General features: G+C 72.9%; 26 protein-coding genes and 1 pseudogene. 15 read left to right on the forward strand and 12 right to left on the reverse strand.

Annotation, left to right across the window (positions count from 1 at the left end):
• Window positions 1-10 precede the first annotated feature (10 nt).
• Complete coding sequence (locus ACN27D_RS25585) at window positions 11-1150, reverse strand: zinc-dependent alcohol dehydrogenase (protein WP_233585374.1); 1140 nt, start codon at window positions 1148-1150, stop codon at window positions 11-13.
• Between the two features lie 162 nt (window positions 1151-1312).
• Here ACN27D_RS25585 and ACN27D_RS25590 point away from each other — a divergent pair, with 162 nt between their 5' ends.
• Complete coding sequence (locus tag ACN27D_RS25590) at window positions 1313-2266, forward strand: FAD-dependent oxidoreductase (protein WP_421500198.1); 954 nt, start codon at window positions 1313-1315, stop codon at window positions 2264-2266.
• 12 nt (window positions 2267-2278) lie between these two features.
• Here the strand turns inward: ACN27D_RS25590 and ACN27D_RS25595 are convergent, their stop codons facing one another.
• The gene (locus tag ACN27D_RS25595; protein ID WP_091423431.1) at window positions 2279-2704 is read right to left on the reverse strand and encodes an iron chaperone; all 426 of its coding nucleotides are present in this window, start codon (window positions 2702-2704) and stop codon (window positions 2279-2281) included.
• A 144-nt stretch (window positions 2705-2848) separates the two neighbouring features.
• On the opposite strand from ACN27D_RS25595, the gene ACN27D_RS25600 reads away from it, so the two are divergent.
• The 4 genes from ACN27D_RS25600 (at window position 2849) to ACN27D_RS25615 (ending at window position 5819) form a co-directional block, all read left to right on the forward strand.
• Entirely contained in the window at window positions 2849-3586 is a 738-nt protein-coding gene (locus tag ACN27D_RS25600; protein WP_358173141.1) for a VOC family protein, read from the forward strand.
• Window positions 3587-3638: 52 nt separating this feature from the next.
• Window positions 3639-4175: a DinB family protein gene (locus tag ACN27D_RS25605; RefSeq protein WP_421500199.1), complete on the forward strand. Its 537-nt coding sequence runs from the start codon at window positions 3639-3641 to the stop codon at window positions 4173-4175.
• An 82-nt stretch (window positions 4176-4257) separates the two neighbouring features.
• On the forward strand, window positions 4258-4872 hold the full coding sequence (locus tag ACN27D_RS25610) for a dihydrofolate reductase family protein (RefSeq protein WP_421500200.1): 615 nt from the start codon (window positions 4258-4260) through the stop codon (window positions 4870-4872).
• Between the two features lie 47 nt (window positions 4873-4919).
• Complete coding sequence (locus ACN27D_RS25615; RefSeq protein ID WP_421500201.1) at window positions 4920-5819, forward strand: hypothetical protein; 900 nt, start codon at window positions 4920-4922, stop codon at window positions 5817-5819.
• Window positions 5820-5821: 2 nt separating this feature from the next.
• Here ACN27D_RS25615 and ACN27D_RS25620 read toward each other — a convergent pair whose 3' ends face one another.
• From ACN27D_RS25620 to ACN27D_RS25645, 6 genes are read right to left on the reverse strand one after another with little or no spacing between them, the layout of a single operon-like run.
• Window positions 5822-6358 (reverse strand): SUKH-4 family immunity protein, encoded by a 537-nt coding sequence (locus ACN27D_RS25620; RefSeq protein WP_120570784.1) that lies wholly within the window; start codon window positions 6356-6358, stop codon window positions 5822-5824.
• Window positions 6355-6900, reverse strand: coding sequence for an SUKH-4 family immunity protein (locus tag ACN27D_RS25625; protein ID WP_121683124.1), 546 nt, complete (start codon window positions 6898-6900; stop codon window positions 6355-6357). Before ACN27D_RS25625 ends, ACN27D_RS25620 begins: the two co-directional genes overlap by 4 nt.
• A complete protein-coding gene (locus tag ACN27D_RS25630) occupies window positions 6897-7424 on the reverse strand; it encodes an endonuclease (protein WP_252450152.1) in 528 nt (175 codons plus the stop codon). The genes ACN27D_RS25625 and ACN27D_RS25630 overlap by 4 nt, the downstream gene beginning before the upstream one ends.
• Complete coding sequence (locus tag ACN27D_RS25635; protein WP_421500202.1) at window positions 7417-7911, reverse strand: hypothetical protein; 495 nt, start codon at window positions 7909-7911, stop codon at window positions 7417-7419. Before ACN27D_RS25635 ends, ACN27D_RS25630 begins: the two co-directional genes overlap by 8 nt.
• Window positions 7912-7914: 3 nt before the next feature.
• The gene (locus tag ACN27D_RS25640; RefSeq protein WP_091423449.1) at window positions 7915-8244 is read right to left on the reverse strand and encodes a hypothetical protein; all 330 of its coding nucleotides are present in this window, start codon (window positions 8242-8244) and stop codon (window positions 7915-7917) included.
• Window positions 8241-8654 carry a YbaB/EbfC family nucleoid-associated protein gene (locus ACN27D_RS25645; protein WP_421500203.1) on the reverse strand — a complete coding sequence of 138 codons (414 nt, stop codon included), beginning with the start codon at window positions 8652-8654 and terminating at the stop codon, window positions 8241-8243. Before ACN27D_RS25645 ends, ACN27D_RS25640 begins: the two co-directional genes overlap by 4 nt.
• A 178-nt stretch (window positions 8655-8832) precedes the next feature.
• Here ACN27D_RS25645 and ACN27D_RS25650 point away from each other — a divergent pair, with 178 nt between their 5' ends.
• The 7 genes from ACN27D_RS25650 to surE all read left to right on the forward strand — a co-directional run bounded on the left by ACN27D_RS25650 (window position 8833) and on the right by surE (window position 14145).
• On the forward strand, window positions 8833-9447 hold the full coding sequence (locus ACN27D_RS25650) for an RNA polymerase sigma factor (protein WP_355513673.1): 615 nt from the start codon (window positions 8833-8835) through the stop codon (window positions 9445-9447).
• Window positions 9440-10351, forward strand: coding sequence for a CU044_5270 family protein (locus ACN27D_RS25655; protein WP_421500204.1), 912 nt, complete (start codon window positions 9440-9442; stop codon window positions 10349-10351). The genes ACN27D_RS25650 and ACN27D_RS25655 overlap by 8 nt, the downstream gene beginning before the upstream one ends.
• Window positions 10352-10421: 70 nt before the next feature.
• Entirely contained in the window at window positions 10422-11375 is a 954-nt protein-coding gene (locus tag ACN27D_RS25660; protein WP_358173134.1) for an FAD-dependent oxidoreductase, read from the forward strand.
• A gap of 55 nt (window positions 11376-11430) precedes the next feature.
• A complete protein-coding gene (locus ACN27D_RS25665; protein ID WP_421500205.1) occupies window positions 11431-11973 on the forward strand; it encodes a hypothetical protein in 543 nt (180 codons plus the stop codon).
• 155 nt (window positions 11974-12128) lie between these two features.
• Entirely contained in the window at window positions 12129-12341 is a 213-nt protein-coding gene (locus tag ACN27D_RS25670) for a hypothetical protein (RefSeq protein WP_120570776.1), read from the forward strand.
• Window positions 12342-12383: 42 nt separating this feature from the next.
• Window positions 12384-13325 (forward strand): 1-phosphofructokinase family hexose kinase, encoded by a 942-nt coding sequence (locus ACN27D_RS25675; protein WP_364805297.1) that lies wholly within the window; start codon window positions 12384-12386, stop codon window positions 13323-13325.
• Entirely contained in the window at window positions 13315-14145 is an 831-nt protein-coding gene (surE, locus tag ACN27D_RS25680) for a 5'/3'-nucleotidase SurE (RefSeq protein WP_421500206.1), read from the forward strand. Before ACN27D_RS25675 ends, surE begins: the two co-directional genes overlap by 11 nt.
• A gap of 52 nt (window positions 14146-14197) precedes the next feature.
• Here surE and ACN27D_RS25685 read toward each other — a convergent pair whose 3' ends face one another.
• Together ACN27D_RS25685 and ACN27D_RS25690 are read right to left on the reverse strand one after the other, a co-directional pair.
• On the reverse strand, window positions 14198-14425 hold the full coding sequence (locus ACN27D_RS25685; RefSeq protein ID WP_120570774.1) for a hypothetical protein: 228 nt from the start codon (window positions 14423-14425) through the stop codon (window positions 14198-14200).
• A 68-nt stretch (window positions 14426-14493) separates the two neighbouring features.
• A complete protein-coding gene (locus tag ACN27D_RS25690; protein WP_421500207.1) occupies window positions 14494-15321 on the reverse strand; it encodes an alpha/beta fold hydrolase in 828 nt (275 codons plus the stop codon).
• A gap of 96 nt (window positions 15322-15417) precedes the next feature.
• Between ACN27D_RS25690 and ACN27D_RS25695 the strand changes: the two genes are divergently transcribed.
• Complete coding sequence (locus tag ACN27D_RS25695; RefSeq protein ID WP_120570773.1) at window positions 15418-16452, forward strand: sigma-70 family RNA polymerase sigma factor; 1035 nt, start codon at window positions 15418-15420, stop codon at window positions 16450-16452.
• A 30-nt stretch (window positions 16453-16482) separates the two neighbouring features.
• Here the strand turns inward: ACN27D_RS25695 and ACN27D_RS25700 are convergent.
• A pseudogene (locus tag ACN27D_RS25700) lies at window positions 16483-16716 on the reverse strand (hypothetical protein); the annotation flags it as partial.
• Between the two features lie 242 nt (window positions 16717-16958).
• Here ACN27D_RS25700 and ACN27D_RS25705 point away from each other — a divergent pair.
• Window positions 16959-17450, forward strand: a complete 492-nt coding sequence (locus ACN27D_RS25705; RefSeq protein ID WP_120570772.1) for a winged helix-turn-helix domain-containing protein — start codon at window positions 16959-16961, stop codon at window positions 17448-17450.
• 151 nt (window positions 17451-17601) lie between these two features.
• Here the strand turns inward: ACN27D_RS25705 and ACN27D_RS25710 are convergent, their stop codons facing one another.
• Window positions 17602-21999: a S8 family serine peptidase gene (locus ACN27D_RS25710; RefSeq protein WP_421500208.1), complete on the reverse strand. Its 4398-nt coding sequence runs from the start codon at window positions 21997-21999 to the stop codon at window positions 17602-17604.
• 259 nt (window positions 22000-22258) lie between these two features.
• On the opposite strand from ACN27D_RS25710, the gene ACN27D_RS25715 reads away from it, so the two are divergent.
• The gene (locus ACN27D_RS25715) at window positions 22259-22810 is read left to right on the forward strand and encodes a winged helix-turn-helix domain-containing protein (RefSeq protein WP_421500209.1); all 552 of its coding nucleotides are present in this window, start codon (window positions 22259-22261) and stop codon (window positions 22808-22810) included.
• Window positions 22811-23027 lie beyond the last annotated feature (217 nt).

A 23027-nucleotide genomic window follows, 5' to 3' on the forward strand; every position in this document is an offset into this window, starting at 1 on the left:
TCCGGTCCTCTCAGGCGGCGTTCGGGACGATGAGCGGCTTGATGCAGCCGTCGAGCTTGGCGGAGAAGATGTGGTACGCCTCGGCGACGTGCTCCAGCGGGATCCGGTGGGTCACGATGTCGCTGGGCTTGAGGTAGCCGTTGCGGATGTGCTCGAACAGGCGCGGCCACTGCCGCTTCACCGGGCACTGGTTCGTCCGCAGCGTGAGCCCCTTGTTCATCGCGTCGCCGAACTTCACCGCGCTGAACATCGGCCCGTACGCGCCCATCACGGAGATCGTGCCGCCCTTGCGTACCGAGTCGATGGCCCAGTTCAGCGCCACCGGCGAGCCGCCCTGCAACTTCAGCTTCGCCGCGGTGACGTGCTGCAGCAGGTTGCCGTCCGCCTCCGCGCCGACCGCGTCGATGGCGACGTCCGCGCCCAGGTGGTCGGTGATCTTCTTCATGTGCACGACGATGTCGTCGTACTCGGCGAAGTTGTACGTCTCGGCGTGGGCGAAGGAGGCGGCCTTCTCCAGCCGGTAGTCGAGGTGGTCGATGACGATGACCCGGCCGGCGCCCATCAGCCACGCCGACTTGGCGGCGTACAGGCCGACCGGCCCGGCGCCGAACACCACCACCACGTCACCCTCGGCGATGTCGCCGAGCTGCGCCCCGAAGTAGCCGGTGGCGAGCGCGTCGGTGAGCAGCACCGCGTCGTCGTCGTCCATCCACTCCGGAATCGGGCTCGGCCCGACGTCGGCGAACGGCACCCGGACGTACTCGGCCTGGCCGCCGTCGTAGCCGCCGCAGGTGTGCGAGTAGCCGTAGATGCCGCCCACGGCTGTGGCGTTCGGGTTCACGTTGTGGCAGTTGCTGTAGAGGCCCCGGGCGCAGAAGAAGCACGACCCGCAGTACACGTTGAAGGGCACCATCACCCGGTCGCCGGGCTTGAGGTTGCGCACCGACGGCCCGACCTCGTCGACCACGCCGACGAACTCGTGACCGAACGTCATCCCGACCCGGGTGTCCGGCATCATCCCGTGATAGAGGTGCAGGTCGGAGCCGCAGATGGCGGCCCGTGTCACCCGCACGATCGCGTCGTTGGGATGCTCCACGACGGGCCGGTCCTTCTCCTGTACCCGCACCCGGTACGGACCGCGGTAGACCATTGCTCGCACTCGACGCCTCCCGGATGCCCGTGCCCTGTTCGACTCGCCCCGGATCGTCCGGAGCACTGGGAGGGCTACCCCCGACGATGAGGGACAAACGGGAGCGGGGTCACCGGGCAGAATGGGTGGGCGGCCACAGCCGTGACGCGATGGGAGCCCGCCATGACCGCACGTCCGGACGTCGTCGTCCTCGGAGCCGGGGTGAGCGGCCTCAGCACCGGCATCCGGCTGGTCGAGAGCGGCGCCCGGGTGCTCGTCCGCACCGCGGCGCCGCCCGCGCACACGACGTCGGCGCTGGCCGGGGCGATGGTCGGCCCCAATCTGTCCCCACCCGGCGACCCGCAGCGCGCCTGGACCGACGAGACGCTGCGGGTGCTCGGCGCCGAGCCGCTGCCGGGCGTGGCGTGGCGCGACGGCACGCTCGCCGCCCGGCCGGAAGGGGCGACGCCCCCGTTCGCCGACCAGGCGCCGGGCTTCCGGCAGTTGGGCGACGACGAGCGCCCCGCCGGCTTCGGCACCGCGTTCGCCGTCCGGCTGCCGCTGGTCGACATGCCGGTCTACCTCGCGTACCTCCTGGAGCGCTTCCGCGACGCCGGCGGCGAGGTGCGGGTCGCGCCGGTGGGCTCGCTCGACGAGGCGGCGACGTCGGCCCCGGTGGTGGTCAACTGCGCCGGGCTGGCGGCGCGGACGCTGACCGGCGACACCGGCCTGCACCCGGTGCGCGGCCCCCGGATCGTGGTGCGCAACCCCGGCCTGGACCGGTTCTTCATGGAGGCGCCGATGGCGCCGACATGGGCGTCGATCTTCCCGCACGGTGACCACGTGGTGCTCGGCGGCGGCCAGCGACGCAGCGACGACACCACCCCCGATCCGGCCGAGGAGGCCGACGTCCTCGCCCGGTGCGTCGCGATCGAACCCGCCCTGGCCGCCGCCGAGATCCTCGAACACCGCGTCGGGTTGCGTCCCGGCCGGGCGGCGCCGCGCGTGGAGGCCGAGCGGCGCGGTGGCGCGCTCGTCGTGCACAACTACGGCCACGCGGGCAACGGCGTGATGCTGTCCTGGGGCTGCGCCCGCGACGCCGCGGCGCTCGCCCTCGGCGCGGCGCCCGCCGCCTGACGGGGCCGCCGGTCAGGAGACGGCGGCCCGCACCAGCTCGGTGATCCTCTTCTCCACCTCCGGGCTCCACTTCACCAGCGCGAACGACGCGGGCCACATGTCGCCGTCGTCGAGCTTCGCCGCCTCCTGGAAGCCCAGCGTCGAGTAGCGGTACTTGAACTTCCCCGCGTCCTGGAAGAAGACGACGATCTTGCCGGCCGCGTCGGCGTACGCGGGCATGCCGTACCAGGTCTTCGGCGCCAGCTCCGGCGCGGCGGAGGTGATGGTCATGTGCACGCGCTCGGCCAGCTCGCGGTCCTCCGGCGCCATCTGCGCGATCCGGTCGAGCACGGCCTGGAGGTCGTCGGCCTTCTTGGCGCCCTTCTTGCCCTCGGCGCGCAGCTCGGCCGCGCGCTCCTTCATCGCGGCGCGTTCCTCGGCGCTGAAACCGTCGGACATCTCGATTCCCCCTCGTGGCTCGCGGTCCGCGTGGTGCCGACCGCCCGAGGACAACGCTATGGCGCGGCGGTCACGGTGCGCTTCTCGATTCCTGATCACCTGCCGGGACCACGCCGGCACGGCCCACGCCCTAGCATCGCGGCCATGGCAACCCGGCTCGTACAGATCAACATGAAGGCCCACGACGAGATCACGCTCGGTGACTTCTGGGCGAAGGTGCTCGGCTGGGAGATCTCCAGCGAGGCCCCCGGCGTGACGAACCTCGAACCCGAGGGCTTCACCTACCCGGACCCCCGCTTCCTCTACGTCGACCTCGTCGTCTCCTCCGAACCGAAGACGGCGAAGAACCGCGTCCACGTCGACCTCGCGACCACCTCGGCCGCGCACCACGCGGAGGTGGTCGCGCGCCTGACCGCGCTCGGTGCCAAGCCCGCCGACGTGGGTCAGGGCGACGTGCCGTGGACGGTCCTGGCCGACCCGGAGGGCAACGAGTTCTGCGTACGGGAGCCGGACCCGCGGCACGCGGACACCGGGCCGATCGCCGAGGTGGTGGTCGACTGCGCCGACCCGGGCGCCATGGCCGGCTTCTGGAGCCGGGCCACCGACTGGACCGTGCACGAGGTGACCGACCAGCAGGCCGTGCTGCGCTCCGCCAAGGGCGTCGGGCCGTACCTGCGGTTCGCCCGCAGCACCGACGCGAAGACCGGCTGGAACCGCGTCCACCTCGACGTCCGCCCCTACCCGGGCGACGACCTGGACGCCGAGGAGGCCCGGCTGCTGGCGCTCGGCGCCACCGCCGCCGACGTGGGTGGGGCCGACATCCACTGGCGGGTGCTCGTCGACCCGGAGGGCAACGAGTTCTGCCTGCTCACCCCGGGCTGACCCCGACCGTCGCCGCCCCCCACGGATTTCGCCGGCTGCCTATGCTTCGGCGATGGACGACGTGACCACCGAGACCGAGGCCGAGGCGCTGCTGGCCGTCCTGGAACGCAACCGGCGGACCTTCGCCTGGAAGACCGACGGGCTCGACGAGGCGGGCCTGCGCGCCGTCACCGCCGCCAGCACCATGACGCTCGGTGGCCTGATCGCGCACATGGCCCTGGTCGAGACGGACTGGCTGGCCGTGAAGGTGGCCGGTCAGGGGTACGGACCGCCGTGGGAGGGCATCGACTTCGACGCCGAACCCGACTGGGAGTGGCGTTTCGGCGCGCAGGCCGCGCCGGACGACGTGTACGCGCTGTGGCGAGCCGCGGTGCGGCGGTCGCGCGGGCTGATGGATGCCGTCGTCGCCGAACGTGGACTGGCCGGGCCGTCGTCGTTCACCTGGCCCGACGGGCGTTCCCCCACCGTCCGCAAGATGCTCCTCGACGTGATCGAGGAGTACGCCCGGCACACCGGGCACGCGGACCTGCTCCGCGAGGCGGTCGACGGGCGGGTGGGCGAGGGCGCTCCGCCGGATTTCACGTTCTGACGCCGGTGACGTCGTCGCGGGCCGATGAGTTTGACACGGTGCGGCGGTCAACCCGTCGAACCCACTGACAAGGAGCACCGCGATGGCCAAAGTCATCTCCACGCTGTTCATCTCGGCCGACGGTGTCGCCGAGATCGACCCCGACTGGCACTTCCCGTACTTCGACGACAACATGGGCCGCGCCGTCACCGAGGACTACGACACGTCCGACGTCCTGCTGATCGGCCGGGAGACGTACGACAGCTTCGCCGGCGCCTGGCCCGACCGGGAGGCCGCCGGCGGTGAGGACGCGCCGTTCGCCAAGCAGCTCGGCGACATGCGCAAGGTCGTCGTCTCGCGCCAGCCGCTGGAGTTCTCCTGGCGCAACTCCGAGCTGATCCAGGGTGACCTGGTGGACGCCGTCCGCGCGCTCAAGGCCGACGCCGGCATCAAGGGCATCCTCATCCCCGGGTCGATCTCGGTGGTGCAGCAACTGCTCGCCGCGGGCCTGGTGGACGAGCTGCGGCTGCTGGTGCACCCGGTCGCCGCCCGCAAGGGCCGCCGGCTGTTCGACGAGGGCGACGCGCCGTACCACCTGCGGGTGGCCGCGACCGAGGCGTACCCGACCGGCGTGATCCGGGTGATCTACACCCCGGCACCGGCGCCGGGCGCGGTCGGCTACGACGACGTCAAGGACCAGGTGCCGGCCGGGAGCTGACGACCACGGGGCCGCGGCGGGCCGCTGTGTCGTGAAAGGATCCGCCGGTGCGTCGCGCTCCGCTGCTGCTGATCCTCGCGGCGGTGTCCGCCGTCGCACACGTCGTCGGCGTCCTGGTGGCCGCCCCGCTCTGGCGCGGCGCCGAGGTGCTGAGCCTGGCGCTGCTGCTCGGCTACGCCGTCGCCGCCGGACTGCCGGCCCCGCGCTGGGCGGTGCCGGCGGCGCTCGTACCGCTGGTCGTGGACGCGGTCCGCACCATGCCGGCCGAGCCGGGCGCGGGGGACTTCGGCTGGACGGTGTACGGCAGCGGCGACAGCGGCTTCGACGTCACGGCCGGCTTCGACGCGGCGTTCGCCGGCAGCTGGGCTGCGCTGGTCGCGGTGGCGGTGCTGCTGGTCGCGTTCCGGGGCCGTGGACGGCGCCGGCACCTGATCGCCGCGGCGGTCGCCGCCGCCCCCGTCCTCGGGTACGCGGCCGTCCGGGTCGCCGACGTCGGCGCCGCCGTGGCCGCGAGCACCCGGGTCGTGGAGGTCCGCACCGAGACCACGCTGACCCGGGTGGGCGGCCCGGCGTACGACCAGGCCGACGCCGTACCCGCGCTCGTCCTCGCGGTGCTGCCGCCGCTGGCGCTCGCACTCGCCGCCCTGGCGCTCGCCGTGCTGCTGGCCGGGCGGGGCCGGCGGCTCGCCGCGACCGGCGCGGCCCTGCTGGCGGCGCTCGCGTTGCCGCTGCTCGACGCGGGCATCGAGGCCGTGCCGCTGCCCGGCCCGGACGACAGCACCGCCCTGTTCGCCTGGTACGCCATCGCGCCCACGGCGGCCATGCCGCAACCGATGGCGGCGCTGACGGCGGCGGTGGAGCTGACCGCGTACCTGCTGCTCGTCGCGGGCCTGACCGGCGCGAACCGCGCCGCACCGGCGGTGCCCGCACCGGCGGCGGCCGGTTGACGTCAGGCGGTCGACTCCAGCTCGTCGAAGGCCATGTTCCACCACGACTCCGGATCCGCGAACGCGACCGGGTCGACCGGGCGCAGGTCGTCGCGGATCGCCGCCGCGCGCGCGGCCCGCTCCCGCCCGCCCGGGTCGGTGGCGATGAGCTGCCCGAGCCGGTAGAGGAACTCCACGAACGCGGCGAACGTGCTGTTCACCGTCTCCAGGTTCGGTGTCTCCAGGTCCAGCAGGATCACCGCGCCGGTGCCCGCGTCCAGGCAGAACAGCAGCGCCGGGTCCTCCGGGGAGGCGCCCAGCACGACGTACGGACGGGGGCCCTGGTCGCCCAGCTCGATCGACAGCGTGGAGAACAGCTCGACGTCGGGTACCGAGACGTCGACCGTGAACAGGATCGGCACCTCGACCGGCAGCGCCCCGTCGGGCGGGAACACCTCCGGCCCGAGCGGCCCGAGGATCGCGTCGAAACGCTGGTCGGGGAAGTAGATGACGCCCCGCTCACCCCAGAGTGCGGTGAGCTGCTCCCGGGTGACGGTCACGGCTGCGCCTCGTCCTCGTCCACGTCGTCCGACTCGTCGAGCAGGCCCTGCCGGTCCAGGAACGCGTACCACCCGTCGTCGTCGGTGACCAGCTCGGCGTAGCCGGGGCCGAGCACGTAGTAGTGCACGAACGAGTCGAGGTCGGGCGCCAGCTCCTCGAACGCGTCGCCCATGAACCACTCGGTGCCGGTCGGCGGGAAGTACCAGACCGCGCCGGTCGCCCGCTCCAGGAAGATCGGCTCGTCGCTGCGGGTGCCGACGACCAGCCAGCCGGTCTTGTCCTGCGGGATCGGAGAGAAGTCGGGCGCGTAGTCGAGGAAGTACTGCACGCCCGCGAGCCGGCCGGCCGAGGCCAGCTCGAACGCGCCGGCCCGCAGGCCGTCGGCGGCGAGCAGCAGGTCGCGCAGGCCCGCCGGCAGGTCCGCCGGCACGTCACCGGCGTCGGCCGGGTCGCCGATCTGCCCGTACGCGAGACTGGCCGGCTCGTCGGCGGCCAGGTCGGCGCGGAGTTCGGCGAGAAGCTGCGCGAGATCGGAAGTCAATCCACTACCTCTATTCGGATCGGGGTTCCGTCCGGCAGATTCTGGATCTGCCCCCAGATCTGGGAGCCGATGTCCGTGTTGGTTCTACCATGCAGCAGCTTGAGGTTGTCGACGGTGTCCGGCCCGCCGAGCTGCAGTTCCCACACGTGGTCGGGATGGTAGTCGCTGAGCCGTTGACTGAGCCGGTTGGCGAGATCCTTGTCGTGCGGCCAGTACTTGTCCCAGATCTTCTGCCGGATCCGGTCCTTGTATCCGTCGGTGATGCTCTTGTCGCGCTGCACCGGGTTGGTGGCCTTGTAGAGCTTGCCCTCGTCGCTGAGCTTCTTCAGCGCGGCCATCTTGCGCCGGAACTGGGCGGTGGCGTGGAAGTCCCGGCGCTCCACCCGCACGACCTTGGTGGGCAGGCTGTGGTTGGGCCCGGTGACCCGGACGATCGGCTTCTCCAGCTTCTCGACCGCCTTGCGGACGATCTTGCCGGCCGCCGGTTTCGCGGCGGCGCCCCGGCCGCGCTTCGGGCTAGGCATCGAGCAGTCTTCCGATGACCTGGTCGATCAGCGCGCCGACGATCTCCCGGGTGATGATCTGGAAGATCGGGATCTCGGCCAGCGAGGCGCCGAACGTGATCACGGCCGTGGCGATGGCCTGGGCGACCTGGAACGCGAGGATGGCGAGCTGCACGATCACCGCGATCTTCAGCGCCAGCACGATCGCCGCGCAGATGATCAGCCCGGCGCCGAGGAGCATGGCCGCGGGCATGCTGTCGTGCAGCACCAGCGGCCCGTTCTGCTCGCCGCCCCACCACTTCTGGAACGCGGCGATCGCCGGGCCGACGTTCTGCGTCCAGACCTGCGCGGCCACCGCGTCCGCCTCGCCGGCCGCCGCCCCGATCCGGCCGCCGAACTCGAGCCACGCCTGGCCCATCTCGAAGAGCTTCTCCTCGTCGGCCTGCGGCCAGGTGTAGCCGATCCAGCCGAGCGCGGTGATCAGCTCACCGGGTAGTTGCAGTCCCACGGCTCACCCCAGCCCGCCGGCCAGCGAGCGCATGGTGCCCGCACCGTCCTCGTCGACTCGCTCGTACGCGTCGGCCATCCCGGTGATGTCGGCGCCCGCCGAGGTGAACTCGTCGGCCGCCATGCCGACGCAGTCGAAGATGTAGTTCGCCACCTCGGTGTAGGCGATGCCGATCAACGAGCCGATGTCGTCGGCGCCCCACGGTTCGCCGTAGCCCTGCATCCGCGCCTCGAACGCCTCCAGCTCGCCGTTGAACCGCTTGGCGAGGTCGGTGACGCCGCGCCCGGCGGCCCGGATCAGCGGCGGGTGCACCTCGAAGCCGTCGCCGCTCATCGCTGCCCGCCGCGCGCCAGCCGCTCCTGCGCCTCGGTGAGCGCGTCGAGGAACGACCCGAGCCGGGGTACGGCGGTGTCCCGCACCTCCTGCAACTGCTCCCGCAACTGCGACATGTCCGCGACCTGTGGCGCCGGGCCGGTCCGCAGCCCGTCGATCGCCGCGTTCACGGCGGTGACGACGTGCGCGGTCAGCTCCTCGGAGCCGAGCCGCATCAGCCGCGGCTCGACGTGCAGCGACTGGAGCTTGCCGTCGCGCCCCATCTCGGCGCGTACCTGCCCGTCGGCGGCCTCGCCCACCGCCGGCGTCTCCGCCTCCTCCGCCGGCGGCGGACCGACCGTCCGAAGCGCCGCCATCGTCGTGTCGAGCATGCGGGTGAAGTCGCCGCTCATCGAAGGATCCGCACTCATGAGCCCTCCCCAAGGCCAAACGCCACGAGCGTAACCGAGAGGGACAAAGTGATTCCGTCCCGTACGACCGCACGGTCCACGACGGACCGCCCGACCGGCCTACCGTCACGGGCGTGAACCGTCCGGACGCGAGCAGCGGACAACAGGTGACACGTCCCCACTCGCCGAAAGGCCGCGCATGAGAAGACTGAGACGGGCGAAGGATGTCGACGTCGGCGCGCTCACCGACGCCGAGGTCGTCGCCCGGTCCGTGCGGGAGCCGGAGACCTTCGCCGCGATCTTCGACCGGCACGCGCCGCACATCCACCGCTACCTGGCGCGCCGCCTCGGGTCCGCGGCCGCTGACGACCTGGTCGCGGAGACGTTCCTCGCCGCGTTCCGACGCCGGGACCGGTACGACACCGGCTGCCCGAACGCCCGCCCCTGGCTGTACGGGATCGCCACGAACCTCGTCGCACAGCAGCGGCGCACCGAGGAACGGGAGTACCGGCTGCGGCAGGCGTACCACCCGGCGACGTCCGAGGCGTCCCCCGCCGACCGGGTAGCCGCCGAGGTGACCGCGCGGTCGCTGCGCCGGCACCTGCTGGACGCGCTGGCCGGGCTCGCCGACGGGGACCGCGACGTGCTGCTGCTCGTCGCCTGGGAGGACCTGACGTACGAGGAGGTCGCCGCCGCGCTGGCCATCCCGGTCGGCACCGTGCGGTCCCGGCTGAACCGGGCGCGCCGGCTGCTGCGGGAACGGCTCGGCGGCGAACCGGCCGACACCATCGAGGAGGTACTGAGCAATGGATGAGATGAGACTGCTCCAGCGGCTCGGCGACGAGACCGAACTGCCTGCGGACGAACGGCTCGGCGCCGCGCGTACCCGGCTGGTCGGCGCGATGACCGCGACGGAGGCCGCGCCCGTTCGACGGCCGCGACGGCCCGCCTGGCGGCTGGTCCTCGCCGGCGTCGCGACGGCGTCGGTGGCGGCGTCGCTCGCCGCGGTGCTGGTGCTGGCGCCGGACCGGATCGGCGGCAGCGCGCCGGCCGCCCGGGCCGACGCCCGGCAGGTGCTGCGCGACGCGGCGGCGGCGGCGTTGCGGCTGCCGGACGTCGAGCCCCGGCCCGACCAGTTCGTCTACACGCGCTCGCAGGGCGGCGCGGAGCTGCGGGAGAGCTGGGCGTCGGTGGACGGGACCAGGGACGGCCTGGTCGTCGAGTACCCGCCGGGCGGCCGACAGGAATACGTGCTCCCCGGCTGCCGGGACGGCCGCGCGAAGATGTACAAGGGTCAGCAGCTCATGCCGGGCACCGAGCCGTGCGTGCCGGAGCCCGCCTACGATCCCGCCGTGCCCACCGACGCCACCGCGATGCGCGCCTACCTGGACAAGCACCGCAGCGGCGAGCCCGGTGACGTCAACGCCGCCGCCAAGGACGTGCTGTTCCTGCTCAACGACTCGTACCTGAGGCCACGGTCGCGGGCCGCGCTGTTCGAGGCCGCCGCCGCGACGCCGGGCCTGAAGGTGGTGGAGAAGGCCACCGACGGTGCGGGCCGCTCCGGTGTGGGCGTCAGCTGGTCCTACCCGGGGAACCCGGCCGTGATGGTGATGGTGTTCGACCCGCGGACGTACGCGTTCCTCGGCATGGGCGGGGAGGCGGGCACGTCCGCGGTGCTGTCCGTCGCGGTCGTTGACCGGGTCGGCCAGAAGGGCTGAAGCCCGCCGGGCGGGTCGCCTCCCTGGGCGGCCCGCCCGCTCCGGTCGTGCGTCCGGGGCCTGCGCCATCATGGGCGTCATGACGAAGGCGGACGTGGTGGTGGTCGGCGGCGGGGTGATCGGGATGACGACAGCGCTCACGCTCCAGCGGCGGGGCGCACACGTCACCGTGCTGACCGCCCACGACCCCGCCGACACGGTGTCGACGGTGGCCGCCGCGGTCTGGTACCCGAGCCACACCGAGGAGGATCCCCGGGTGCTGCGCTGGGCCCGGGACACCCACGCCGAGCTGCGCCGCCAAGCGGCCGACGGCGTGCCGGGGGTGGTCGACCGGCCCACCCTCATGTGGCTGCGCCACCGCTACGCCGGGCCGCCCTGGTGGGCCGACGCCTGTGGCGACCTGACGGTCGAGCCGGCGGAGCCGCCGTACACCGCGCTGCTGCGGTTCACCGCCCCGTCGGTGGAGATGACTGGCTATCTCACCTGGCTGCGGCAGCGCCTGGAGGCCGGCGGCGGGCGGGTCGTCCGTCGCGCGCTGGGCACGCTCGCCGAGGCGTACGAGTTCGCGCCGGTCGTGGTGAACGCTACCGGTCTGGCCGCCGGCCGCCTCGCCGCCGACCCGGCCGTGTACCCGGCGCGCGGGCACGTCCTGCTGGTGCCGAACCCGGGCCTGACCGTCTCGGTACGCGACGAGGACGACCCGGCAGGCATCACGTACGTGCACCCGCGCCGCCACGACGTGGTGCTCGGCGGCACCTACGAGGCCGGAGTGGGACACACCCGCCCCGACCCGGAGGAGGCGGCGGCGATCCGACGCCGGTGTGTGGCGCTGGTGCCGCAGCTCGCGGACGCGCCGGTGCTGGGGGAGCGGATCGGGCTGCGCCCGGCCCGGCACGGCGGCCCCCGGGTCGAGGTGGACGCCGCCGACGGGCGGCTGGTGCACGCGTACGGGCACGGCGGCGCGGGGGTGACGCTGTCCTGGGGCTGCGCCGCCGAGGTCGCCGATCTCGCCCTGAGTGTCTGACCGTCGCGGCGCGGGCGGCCCCCCGCCGGAGCGCGCGGGCGGTAGCGTCGGCCCGGTGTCCGCCCGTCGCGCCGCACTGTCCGCCCTCGTCGCCCTGATCGCCGTCCACATCGGCTGCACCCTGGTCGCGCTCGCGGCCTACAGCCACCGGATCGGCCTGGTGACCCGCGACGGCGCCAGTTTCCCGGTGGAGCTGCTCGACGCCGTGGTGCCCCTCCGTGACCTGCTGCCCGCCGTGCTCTGGCTGCTGCCGGTCACGTTGCTCGTCACGTTCGCGGCCCTCGGCTGCTGGGTCGCCCGGCGGAACGTCCGTCCCGGCGACGAGCGGCTACCGAGGGCGGCCTGGACCGCCGGCATCGCCGCGGTGCTGCTGAACCCGCTCGCGGCCGTGCGCTACGCGTCCGCGACCGCGAACGGCGGCGAGTACATGCGTACGGTGCAGGTGGAGACCACCCTCCTGGTGCTGGCCGCCGCCGTGGCCACCACGATGAGCGCGCTCGCGGTCGCCGGGTTCGTGCGGCGCTCCGACACGGCGAGCCCGGCGTCGCGGCGGATGCGGGTGGACGACTGGTCCGCGGACCCGGCGGGACGCGAGTGACCTGCCGCTCAGGCGCGCGGGCTGGCCGCTGACTGACCAGGAGCAGCGCGGCGTGGACCGGTCAGGAATCGAGAAGCGTCGCGCGGGTGGGCGGACCTAGCGTTTCCGGCACGGGCCTCCCACCGGGGCGGCCACCGGGGAAAGGTCGTCGACCCATGGACACGCGCATCCGTCAGCTGCACCGCTGGTTCTCCATCGCCTTCACCGTGACCGTCGTGGTCACGTTCGTGGCGCTGGCCCAGAAGGACCCGATCGTGTGGGTCTCCTACGTGCCGCTGCTCCCGCTCGCCCTGCTCCTGATCAGCGGCCTCTACCTGTTCGCGCTGCCGTACCTGCGGCGTCGCCGCGCCGCCGCACGTCCGCGCTGACCTGGGGGATTACCGGGGCCGGTCAGCGGGCAACACTGGCGGATGGACCAGAAGGTGATGGTGTTCGCCCCGGCCCCGCTGTTGACGGTGACCATCGAGCAGCAGGGCGAGGCGACCGAGCTGCATCTGCACCCGGGCGGGCAGGGGGTGTGGCAGACCCGGATGATCGCGGCGCTCGGCGTACCGGTCACGATGTGCGTGGGCCTCGGGGGAGAGGTCGGCGACGCGGTCCGCAAGCTGCTCGACGACGAGGACGTCACGGTACGGGTGGTGCGGCGCGAGTCCGGCACCGGCTGGTACGTGCACGACCGGCGCGACGGTGAGCGGACCGAGATCGCCGAGCACCCGGGCGCGCCCATGGTGCGGCACGACATCGACGAGCTGTACACGGTGACGCTCACCGAAGGGCTGCGCGCCCCGGTCAGCGTGCTCAGCGGACCGGCCGACCCGCGTGTGGTGGACCCGGACATCTACCGCCGGCTCGCCGCCGACCTGAGCGCCAACGGCGGGACGGTGGTGGCCGACCTGTCCGGGCCGTACCTGGAAGCGGTGCTCGACGGCGGCGTGAGCGTGCTGAAGGTCAGCCACGAGGAGCTGCTCGACGACGGCCTGGCCAAGGACGACAGCGTCGAGGCGCTGCGCGACGCCGGCCGCCGGTGCCAGGAGCGCGGCGCGCGGACGGTGCTGATCAGCCGGGCCGGGGAGCCGGCGCTGGCGCTGCCGGAGGACGGCGAGCCGCTGCTGGTGCACGCCCCGCCGCTGGAGCTGGCCGACCACCGGGGCGCCGGTGACTCGATGACCGCCGGGGTGGCGGCGGTGCTGGCCCGGGGCGGGGACATGCGGGAGGCGCTGCACGTCGGCGCCGCCGCCGGCGCGCTGAACGTGACCCGGCACGGGCTCGGCACCGGCCGGGCCGAGGCGGTACGCGAACTGGCCGGCCGAGTGCGGCTGACCTCGCTGGACGGCGGCGACCATGACGGCTGACCGGCCGCCCCGGGTGCTGGTGACGAACGACGACGGCGTGCACGCCCCCGGCATCCGCGCGCTGGCCCGGGCCGCGTACGAACGAGGGCTGGACGTGGTGGTCGCGGCGCCGGAGGCCGAGGCGAGCGGGATGAGCGCGGCGCTGTCGGCGGTGACCGAGGACGGGCGTCTGGTGTTCCGCGAGACCGAGCTGGACGGCCTGCCCGGCGTGCCCGCGTACGCGGTGGCCGCCTCACCGGCGTACATCGCGGTGCTGGCCGGGCTGGGTGTGTTCGGGCCGGTGCCGGACCTGCTGCTGTCCGGCATCAACCGGGGCGCGAACGCGGGCCACGCGGTCCTGCACTCCGGCACCGTGGGCGCGGCGCTGACCGCCGGCAACAACGGCATCCGCGCGCTCGCCGTGTCGCTCGACGTGCTCACCGCGGCGGCGGCGAGCGCCGGCAGCGGTGGCGCGGCGATCGCGGTGCTGGACAGCGTGGACGACGAGTCCCGCCACTGGTCGAGCGCCGCCGAGCTGGCCGGGACGTTGCTGCCCTGGCTGGCCGGCGCGGACCCGGGCACCGTGCTCAACCTCAACGTGCCCGACCTGCCGGCCGACCGGGTGGCCGGGCTGCGTCAGGCGACGCTGGCCCCGTTCGGTCAGGTGCAGGTGTCGGTCGCCGAGCGCGGTGAGGGCTTCGTGCGTACGGCGGTGGAGGCGAACGCGGTCCGCGCGGTCCCCGGCACCGACATCGCCTGGCTGGCCGACGGGTACGCCGCGGTCACCGCGATCCGGGCGCTCGGGCACCTGCCCGATGTGGAACTGCCGGTCGACGGCTGAGGACGGCTCCGCCCCGCCACAGTCGTACGGATGGCGGGGCGGAACCGGTCGTTCACTCGCCGGCCGCGCGCCGGCGGTCGGCCTCGGCGTCGGCGGCTCCCACCGGGGTGCCGTCGCTGTCCCGGTCGGCCCGGGACAGGTCCACGTCGGCGCCGGCCCGGGCGGCGTCGGCGGCCGCGTCGTCGGCGCCGACGACCTCACCGCCGCCGGTCTGTCCGTCGTCGGGGACCAGCTGCCCGGCGGCGGCCAGCCCGATCGGTGCGTACCTGGGGTCGGTCATCTCGTCCTCCTCACCGGTGCTCCTGTGCAAGCGGTACCCCGGGACGGGACGCGGCACACGCGCGGGGGTCAGCGGCCCCGGTCGAGGAAGTCCAGGGTGACCGCGGCGAACAGCGGCGACTGGTCGATGTCGTAGTGGGTCAGGCCGGGCAGGAGCGCCAGCGCGTGCCCGCCCGCGGGCCGGCCCTCGCCCGCCCAGCCGCCGTCACGCCGACCGCCGTCGAGCAGCCCGAACACCTCGACGAAGTGACTCGGCGGGGCCATGTCGGCGTCGGCGGCGACGACGAGCGTCGGCACCCGCAGGGCGCGTACCTGCTCGGTGAAGTCGAAGTCCTTCCGCATCGCCTCGCCGATCTTGTCGAGCAGCCGGGGGAAGTCCTCCGGACGGGGCGCGACCCGCTGGTAAAGCTCGTACATCGGGGTGCCCTTCATGTACTCGGCGGCCGCGGCGTTGACCTGGCCCTGCTGCGCCAGCAACTCCGGGTAAACGGCGTCGCGGCGGATGTGCGCGGACGCCGCGACCAGCCGGCCGACCTTCTCCGGGTGCCGGAACGCGGTGTGCAGGGCGACGCCGCCGCCGAGGGAGAAACCGACCACGTCCGGCCGGTCCAGGCCCAGGAGGTCGATCAGCGCGGCGACGTCGTCGGCCATGAGCGCCATGTCGAGCGGCCGGTCCACGTCGGCGGTGCGGCCGTGCCCCTGCAGGTCCACCAGGATCACCTGGTGCTTCGCGGTCAGCGCGGGCAGGATCGGCGCGAACATCTCACCCGAGGTGAGGCCGCCGTGCAGCAGGATCATCGGCCGGCCTTCGCCGTGCGTCTCGTAGTACAGGTGCACGCCGTTGACGTCGGCGTACCGCCCCGGGGCGTGGGTCTCGTCGCGCTGCGCTGTGGTCATCGGTGCTCCTCGGACGTGGTGACCTGACCACTGTTGGACCGGGCGGGTGGGGCGTACTCATCGGCACGGGCTCGAACGTGCTCGCGTCGACGCAGCATGTGGGCTAGTTTCAGCCAGGTGAGCGAGGTGGCGAGCGTCCCCGTCGAGGCGCAACTCGAGGCGTACCGGTCGGAGCTGACCGGCTACTGCTACCGGATGCTGGGTTCGGCCTTCGAGGCCGAGGACGCGGTGCAGGACACCTTCGTCCGGGCCTGGCGCAACTTCGACAAGTTCGAGGGGCGGTCCGCGCTGCGGACCTGGCTCTACCGGATCGCGACGAACGTCTGCCTCACCATGTCCACCAGCGCGCAGCGCCGGATCCGGCCGATGGACCTCGGCCCGGCGGGCAGCGGCACCGCCACGCACCCCGGTGAGCCGCGCCCGGAGCAGATCTGGCTCGGGCCGGCGCCCGACGACCGGGTGCTGCCCGAGGTCGCCGACCCGGCCGAGGTGGTCGCCGGCCGGGAGTCGGTCCGGCTGGCGTTCGTCGCGGCGTTGCAGCACCTGCCGCCGAAGCAGCGGGCCGTGCTGATCCTGCGCGAGGTGCTGGCCTGGTCGGCCCAGGAGGTCGCCGACCTGCTCGACACGTCGGTGGCGAGCGTCAACAGCGCGCTGCAACGGGCGCGCGCCACGATCGCCTCGGCCGACACCGAGGCCGACGTGCGCCGGCCGCTGGACACCGAGCAGCAGGCGCTGCTCGCCCGCTACGTGCGCGCCTTCGAGGCGTACGACCTGGCGGCGCTCACCGCGCTGCTGCACGAGGACGCGACGCTGTCGATGCCGCCGCTGCCGCTGTGGCTGCGCGGCCCGGAGCACATCGCGGCGTGGATGGCCGGCACCGGCAGCGGCTGCCGCGGCTCCCGCCTGGTGCCGACCGCGGCCAACGGGATGCCGGCGTTCGGGCACTACCGGCGCGACCCCGACGGCTCAGGCCACGTGCCCTGGGCGCTGATCGTGATCGGCGTCTCCGGCGGCCGGATCACGTCGCTCAACAACTTCCTCGACGTCGACCGCCTGTTCCCGCTGTTCGGGCTGCCCGCCCGGCTGGAGGAGGGCGCCGGCCAGCCCGAGCAGGCCGGCCAGCTCGCGTAGGTCGTCGCCCGCGCCGCGTACCTCCATCCGCCAGCCGAGCCGCCGGGCGGTCAGGCGCATCCGCGCCAGCACCTCGACCGTGACGAGGTCGGGCGCGGTCACCGCGGACACGTCGCACACCACCACGCCCCGGTCGCGGCCGCGCAGCGCCTCGGCCAGTTCGGCGCAGCGGGCCGCGATGTCCGCGCGGGTCGGCGTCCCGTCGGCCAGGCAGAGCATGTGCGTGATCACACGCATTGGACCGCCGTACGTCCCGGCTCTCATCGGTACGCGCGCGGCCCGCGCAATTTGCCTCGAACACCTTGTTGCAGGCAGTTACATCGACGTTAACTGCTATACCAATCATCGGTGCTCGGCTATATGATCCCGGTAGTTCACCCCGAAGCCTCACGAAACTGCAGCTCCCACACCCCTCGGGTCGAACTCCGCAAGCCAGGTGCCTCCGCAACGTCGTGCCTGGCGACCGCCCGGCGTTGTGGTTCGGCCTGCCGGAAAGGTGGGAACGGATGACAGGGCTCCCGTCCTTGGTCATCGGCATCGCGTCCTCGTCGGCCGAGCGCCGGCAGCTCGCCCAACTGCTCGGCGGCACCGAGTCGTTCCTGATCGTGTCCAGCGCCCATCAGGCCCGCCGCTTCCTGGACCTGGTACGCCGGCCCGCGCTCGCCCCGGCGCCGCACCCGCCCGCGAGTGACGAGGCGCCGGCCGAGCCGCCCGGACGGGATCTGGCCGTCGACTCCGACCGGCGGGTGCTGCGCTGGCGGGAGCGGGAGATCGGGTTGACGCCGCTGGAGCACGACCTGATCGTCTGCCTGACCGGCACGCCCGGCCAGGTGTGGACGTACGCCCGGCTGCACCGCGCCGTCTGGGGCAACGACCACCTCGGGCGGCGCTCCGACATGCACTCCGTGGTACGCCGCCTCCGCCGCAAGCTGGGCCGCCTGGACGCCCCCGCGACGATCCACGCGGTGCGAGGCGTAGGTTTCCGCCTCACTCCCTGACGCCCCCCTTCTCGCCGTCGATCTTGCACTTGCGTCCCTCGGGGTGGGGTATTTGTGTGCCTTGCCGGGGCGGTAAGTGCAAGATCGCTGGGAACGTGGGGCGGCCCGCCCGGTGTGTGTGCGCCGGGCGGGCCGTCCTTCGGGTGCTGGGTCAGCAGCGGGTGGGGGAGAGGGTGAAGTCCTCAACGGTGGGCGTGCTGCTGTTGATCTTCGTCTGGCGCGTCTGGGGCTTCCAGCCGTCCTTCGCGACGATCAGCGTCAGCGGGTTGTTGCGCCGGTCCATCCAGTAGGCGTACCGGCCCTCGGCGTCGGTCGTGAACGTGTACGAGTTCGCCCAGGAGTCGACCTGCACTGTCACGCCTGCCAGCGGCGCGGTGGCGCCCTGGCAGCTCTTGCCGGAGACCGTGCCGGACAGCTTGCCCCAGGTGGTCGGCGGCTGCGCGATCATGGTGACCGCCACCGGCTCCACCGTGTACGGGGTGTTCTCCTTGATCACCACGGACGCGGAGTACGTGCCGGGCTGGTCGACGTTCGCGGTCATGCCGACCGTGACGGTGACCTTCTCGCCCGGCGCCAGCGTGACCTTCGACTTGTCGACGGTCAGCCAGCTCACGTCGGCCGCGCCCTCGGCGCACTCGCCGAAGCCGGGCAGGACCTCGCTGTCCTTGGTGGCCGTGAAGCCGCCCGACGAACCGCCGACCTTGTAGAACCCGCAGGCCGCGCCACCCCGGTAGCGGGGGGCGTTGGCGTTGGGCAGGTTGGCCCACGAGTTGGTCGCCGGGTCGAAGGCGAAGCCGGCGTTGGTGATGGCGCCACCCTGCGACCCGCCGACGACCAGGAGCTTGCCGTTGGCGACCGCGTACGAGGCGGCCCAGCTGTCGGCCGGCGCGTCCGGGATGGCGGTCCAGGCTCCTGCACCGGGGTCGAAGGCGTAACCGACCTTCTGCGACGTGGTGCCGTCGTTGCCGCCGGTGCAGTAGACGGTGCCGTCGATCCCGCCGCAGGACAGGAACGCCACCGACTTCGGGTACGCCGGCAGCGTCTCCCAGGCGTCGGCGCCCGGGTCGTACCGGACCACCGAGTTGGCCATCGGCGTGCAGCTCGCGGTGGTGCAGCCGCCGATCGCGTACAGCTTGCCGCCCGCGACCGCCTGGCCGGCCGCCGCGCGCGGCGCCGGGTTGTCGGCCTTGCGGGTCCACGTGTTCGCCGCCGGGTCGTACGAGAAGGTGGCGGCGTCCGGACCGGCGGCGCCCCAGCCACCGGTGGCGATGATCTTGCCGTCGATCACGCCGACCGTCATGGCGTTACGCGCGCCGGGCAGGTCGGCGATGCCGGTCCACGCCTGGGTGATCGGGTCGTACCTGTAGTTCTTGGCGCTCGACGCGGTGCCGTCGCCACCGGCGATGGAGTAGACGGTGCCGTCGACGTTGACGACCCGGTTGTCCATCACGTTCGCCGGGTAGCCCGGGATGGTGGTCCAGGGGTCCGCCTGGGGTGCGGCGGCGGTGATCGCGTTCGACGACTTGCCGGACGAGCGGGCCGCGAACGACGTGGCGGCGGTCAGCCGCTGGACCGGCGCGCCGGTGGAGCCCAGCAGCGCCTGCTCGGACAGCTGGGTGCCGTCGGCCCGTTGCAGCACGAACCCGCCGTCGCGCTCACCGAACTCGGCGGTGACCGGGGCCCCGCCGGTGTTGGTCACGGTGAAGGTCTTGCTGACCTTCCCGCTGGGCATCCGGACCGTGCCGGTGATCGAGGTCGGCTTCACCGACAGCCGGCCGGCGGCGAGCTGGAAGTTGGCCGTGGTGGCCCAGTCCTCCTCGACCGCCACCTGCTTGGTCTGGCTCACGTAGTTGCCGGCGGCGGCGGTGAACGGGTGCGTCCCGGTCAGCGACGAGAACATCCAGTAGAAGCCGTCGGGCAGCTCGGTGTCGTCCGGCGTGGCGACTGTGGTGGCCTTCTCCGCCGGGCGGTCCTTGCTGGTCACCGTGGCGCCGTTGACGTAGCCGTTGTCGTTCTTGTCGCGGACGTGGCCGAGGACGAGGCCGCCGTTCACCGGCTTGCAGACGAGCTTGCTGCCGATGAGCACGTTGTCGACCTGCCACCACCATTCCCAGCTCGCCTCGTAGTAGTGGAAGCGCACCCGCACCTGCGACTGGCCGGCCGCCTGCGGGATCGGCACCTCGGTCACCCGCGGGCCGCGCACGTCGGCGGCCTGCCGGAGCACGTTGCTCCACGTGGTGCCGCCGTCCAGGCTCAGGTCGACGTCCGCGCGGTCGCTGTTGAGCCAGTTGTAGTCCTGGTTGAACCGGATCACCGGCGTGGTCACGCCGGTCAGGTCGACCACCGGGCTGACCAGCGACGTGTCCTGCCGCCCGCCGCTGCCGTAGTTGTCGCTGTCGATGATGGCGAAGTTGCCGCTGCCGCCGGTCAGGTTGCCGCGCTCACCGGCGTCGGTGAACTCCCAGACCTGGCCGGTGCCGGCGTTGTCCACCACGGTCCAGCCGTCCGGGACACCGGTGCCGTCGAACGTCTCGTACTCGCCGTCGGAGCTGACGGTGTAGCCGGGGGCGGTGGTGCACGCCTCCGGGTTCGCCTGCACCGCGATGTTGGCGGTCACGTTGGCCGTGCCGACGGTGACCTCCTTGGTGGTGGTCAGGTAGCCGGCGTACTGCGGCTCGACAGTGAGCCGGTACGTCGCCCCGGACGGCAGTGACAGGCTGTAGCGGCCGGTCGACGGCGTCGTGTAGTCGGAGATCGGCGTGCCCTCGACGCTCACCTTCGCGTACAGCGGCCAGCCGTGCCCGGAACCGTCGGTGACCTGACCGCTGACCGTGACGCTCGCCACCGCGGTGAGCGCGACATCGAGCGTGGTGGTCGTGTTCGCGGTGATCGTCGCGGACAGCGTGCGGGTCGCGTACCCGAACGCCGAGACGACCACCTGGTAGTCGCCGGCCGGCAGGAGCGAGGAGTACGTCCCGTCCGCGCCGGTGGTCAGCGTGCGGTCCGCCGGGCCGGTCAGGGTGACAGTCGCGCCGGCGATCCCGGCGCCGGTGGCGGCGTCGGTGACCTTGCCGGCCAGCGTGCCGTTGTCGCCGATGGGGGCGGCGGCGAGCAGCGCGAGCGCGTCCAGGCGGCCCTCACCGTAGACGTTGTTGTCGTCGGTGGTGCCGCCGCACTGCGAGTCGCCCTTGTCGATCGCCGTGTCGTTGAGCAGCGCGCGGGTCGCCGTGACGTCGCCGACCAGCGTGGGCGCCGCCGACCAGAGCAGCGCGATCGCGCCGGCCAGGTGCGGCGCCGCCATCGAGGTGCCGCTGATGCTGGCGTACGAGTTGGTCGGCACGCTGGAGCGCACGTTCACGCCCGGCGCCGAGATGTTCGGCTTGATCTCGCCGTTCTGCCCGGTGCCCCGGGACGAGAAGCTGGCGATGTTGTTGTTGACGTCGTACGCGCCGGCCGAGTAGTTGCTCGCCAGGCTGCCCGGCGAGCCGCTGGTCTGGCAGGACGGGCCGTTGTTGCCGTTGGACCAGACGCCGAAGATGCCGGAGGCGGTCCAGGCGTCGGTGACGTCCTCCATGAACGGCTCGTTGGACGGCGCCGTGGTGCCCCACGAGTTGTTGATGATGTTGGGTCGCTTGCTGGCGTCCGGGTTCTGCCCGTTGAGGTCGGTGGGCTCCAGCATCCACTGCCCGGAGGAGATCAGCGCGGCGTCCGACGGGCAGCACCCGTTCGCGGCGATCCACTTGACCTCGGGGGCGACACCGATCTGGTTGGCCCCGTCGGCGCCGGCCATGGTGCCCATGGTGTGCGTGCCGTGGCCGTCGGTGTCGCACGGCGCGGTGGCGCACTCGCCCGCCGCGTCGAACCAGTTGTAGTCGTGGTCGAAGGTGCCGTCACCGTTGTTGCCCCGGTAGGGGTTCACCAGCGCCGGGTGGTTGAACTGGACGCCGCTGTCGATGCTGGCCACGGTGATCCCGGCGCCCTTGACGCCGTACTGGGACCAGACGTCGTCGGCGTTGATGTTGGCGATGCCCCACTCCAGGGCGTTCGCGGACTTCTCGTCGGTGCCCGGGGTGGTCTCCGGCAGTTTGTACTCCACCGGTGCGTACAGGCCGTCCACCTCGGAGTGGGCGGCGAAGTTCTGCGCCATGGTCAGCGAGCCGTCGGTGACCTTGATGGCGTTCGTCGCCCAGAAGGTCTGGTACTTCGTGCCCGAGCGGTCCAGCTCGGCGCGGATCTTCGACTGGCTGTCGGCGGCGGTCTTCTTCAGCGCTGCGGCGACGGCGGCGCCGCGCTCGTTCCAGTCCTTGATCGCGGCGGCCTTGCTCAGGTCCGCCTTGGCGCCGAAGTGGATCCAGAAGTCGCCCTCGCTCTTGCCCTGGAGCTGGCGGGTGAGTTCGGGACGGATCTTGTCGCCGGCCGACGCGCCCGCGCCGGTCCCGGCCTGTGCCGCCGTGCCGGTCGCGGCCAGCGCGGTGGCCGCGAGCACCAGGGCCGCGCCCGCGCTCACCAGCCGCCGGGCCGGGCCCCATCTGTGTGGACGTCTCAGCATCGGTGCTGCCTCCTGTTCCGATGACCCGCGGATGATCGAGCCATGGCAGAAGGGCCAGGAGACATGCTCTCCCGACTACGACACCGGTGTGAAAAGAACCCCCCAGGCCCCCTAGGCGCCGTGCGGGTCTGCGCCGGACGCCTGAGTGGACACTATGATCGACAGTGACGAACGATCAATGACCGTACGTGAGCAACATGTCACCAACAGGCCCCCGGATCGGGCGGCCTGTTGACAGTTTTTGTCACGGTGGGGCGCGGTGACGACTGACGGCACGAACGCGGCGAACTCCGGCACCGACCCGCCGGAGCACCCCTTCTCGCTCGTCATCGGGGTGACGTCGTCCCCGGCCGAGCGGCTGCGGCTGACCGAGCTGCTGGACGGCGTCGCGCCTCTTCTGATGGTCGCCGATCTGGACGAGCTACGCGAGTTGATCACGGACGCGCCGGCCCCGGCCGGCGCGCCGGCCCGGCCCGTACCCCGGGACAGGCCCGCGCCGGACGGCGCGCTGGTGATCGACGCGGCCCGCTCGACCGCCCGGTGGGGCAACCGGGAGACCGCCCTGACCCGGCTGGAGCGCGACCTGCTGACCTGCCTGACCGCCGAGCCGGTACGGGTGTGGAGCTACGCCGAGCTGCACCACGCGGTCTGGCACGACGCGCCGACGCACGGCCGGGCCGACGTGCAGTCCCTGGTCAAGCGGCTGCGCCGGAAGCTCGACGAGCTGGGCACCGGCGTCACCATCGCGGCGGTACGCGGCGTCGGCCTGCGGCTCACCGACCACCGCCACCCCCGGGTACGGGGCGACTGACCCACCCCTCGGTTCCGCTGTGGAAGACCGCACGTCGCGGACCGGGCGGGCGCACGGCCGGACGGTGACAGCCGGTGACCCGATCGGTGGAGCCGCGCTGCCGGTGTGGCCGGAATTGATGGCGACCGGTCGATTACCGGTGCGGCACGTATCGCGAGAAGTCTTTGCCTCCTACGGTGGCGTCCGGCACGCGGACGGAGGGGACTCGGGAATCACC

This window comes from Micromonospora sp. WMMD1274 (assembly GCF_049179035.1).
Lineage (GTDB): Bacteria > Actinomycetota > Actinomycetes > Mycobacteriales > Micromonosporaceae > Micromonospora > Micromonospora tulbaghiae.

Excerpts from the sequence above, each read along its gene's own strand:
- ACN27D_RS25670 (WP_120570776.1), top strand. The coding sequence starts at position 12,129 with ATGGACACGCGCATCCGTCAGCTGCACCGCTGGTTCTCCATCGCCTTC.
- ACN27D_RS25630 (WP_252450152.1), bottom strand. The coding sequence starts at position 7,424 with ATGCCTAGCCCGAAGCGCGGCCGGGGCGCCGCCGCGAAACCGGCGGCC.
- ACN27D_RS25600 (WP_358173141.1), top strand. The coding sequence starts at position 2,849 with ATGGCAACCCGGCTCGTACAGATCAACATGAAGGCCCACGACGAGATC.
- ACN27D_RS25705 (WP_120570772.1), top strand. The coding sequence starts at position 16,959 with ATGACAGGGCTCCCGTCCTTGGTCATCGGCATCGCGTCCTCGTCGGCC.
- ACN27D_RS25710 (WP_421500208.1), bottom strand. The coding sequence starts at position 21,999 with ATGCTGAGACGTCCACACAGATGGGGCCCGGCCCGGCGGCTGGTGAGC.
- ACN27D_RS25585 (WP_233585374.1), bottom strand. The coding sequence starts at position 1,150 with ATGGTCTACCGCGGTCCGTACCGGGTGCGGGTACAGGAGAAGGACCGG.
- surE (WP_421500206.1), top strand. The coding sequence starts at position 13,315 with ATGACGGCTGACCGGCCGCCCCGGGTGCTGGTGACGAACGACGACGGC.
- ACN27D_RS25595 (WP_091423431.1), bottom strand. The coding sequence starts at position 2,704 with ATGTCCGACGGTTTCAGCGCCGAGGAACGCGCCGCGATGAAGGAGCGC.
- ACN27D_RS25655 (WP_421500204.1), top strand. The coding sequence starts at position 9,440 with ATGGATGAGATGAGACTGCTCCAGCGGCTCGGCGACGAGACCGAACTG.
- ACN27D_RS25660 (WP_358173134.1), top strand. The coding sequence starts at position 10,422 with ATGGGCGTCATGACGAAGGCGGACGTGGTGGTGGTCGGCGGCGGGGTG.
- ACN27D_RS25640 (WP_091423449.1), bottom strand. The coding sequence starts at position 8,244 with ATGAGCGGCGACGGCTTCGAGGTGCACCCGCCGCTGATCCGGGCCGCC.
- ACN27D_RS25685 (WP_120570774.1), bottom strand. The coding sequence starts at position 14,425 with ATGACCGACCCCAGGTACGCACCGATCGGGCTGGCCGCCGCCGGGCAG.
- ACN27D_RS25675 (WP_364805297.1), top strand. The coding sequence starts at position 12,384 with ATGGACCAGAAGGTGATGGTGTTCGCCCCGGCCCCGCTGTTGACGGTG.
- ACN27D_RS25650 (WP_355513673.1), top strand. The coding sequence starts at position 8,833 with ATGAGAAGACTGAGACGGGCGAAGGATGTCGACGTCGGCGCGCTCACC.
- ACN27D_RS25690 (WP_421500207.1), bottom strand. The coding sequence starts at position 15,321 with ATGACCACAGCGCAGCGCGACGAGACCCACGCCCCGGGGCGGTACGCC.
- ACN27D_RS25610 (WP_421500200.1), top strand. The coding sequence starts at position 4,258 with ATGGCCAAAGTCATCTCCACGCTGTTCATCTCGGCCGACGGTGTCGCC.
- ACN27D_RS25695 (WP_120570773.1), top strand. The coding sequence starts at position 15,418 with ATGTGGGCTAGTTTCAGCCAGGTGAGCGAGGTGGCGAGCGTCCCCGTC.
- ACN27D_RS25645 (WP_421500203.1), bottom strand. The coding sequence starts at position 8,654 with ATGAGTGCGGATCCTTCGATGAGCGGCGACTTCACCCGCATGCTCGAC.
- ACN27D_RS25590 (WP_421500198.1), top strand. The coding sequence starts at position 1,313 with ATGACCGCACGTCCGGACGTCGTCGTCCTCGGAGCCGGGGTGAGCGGC.
- ACN27D_RS25605 (WP_421500199.1), top strand. The coding sequence starts at position 3,639 with ATGGACGACGTGACCACCGAGACCGAGGCCGAGGCGCTGCTGGCCGTC.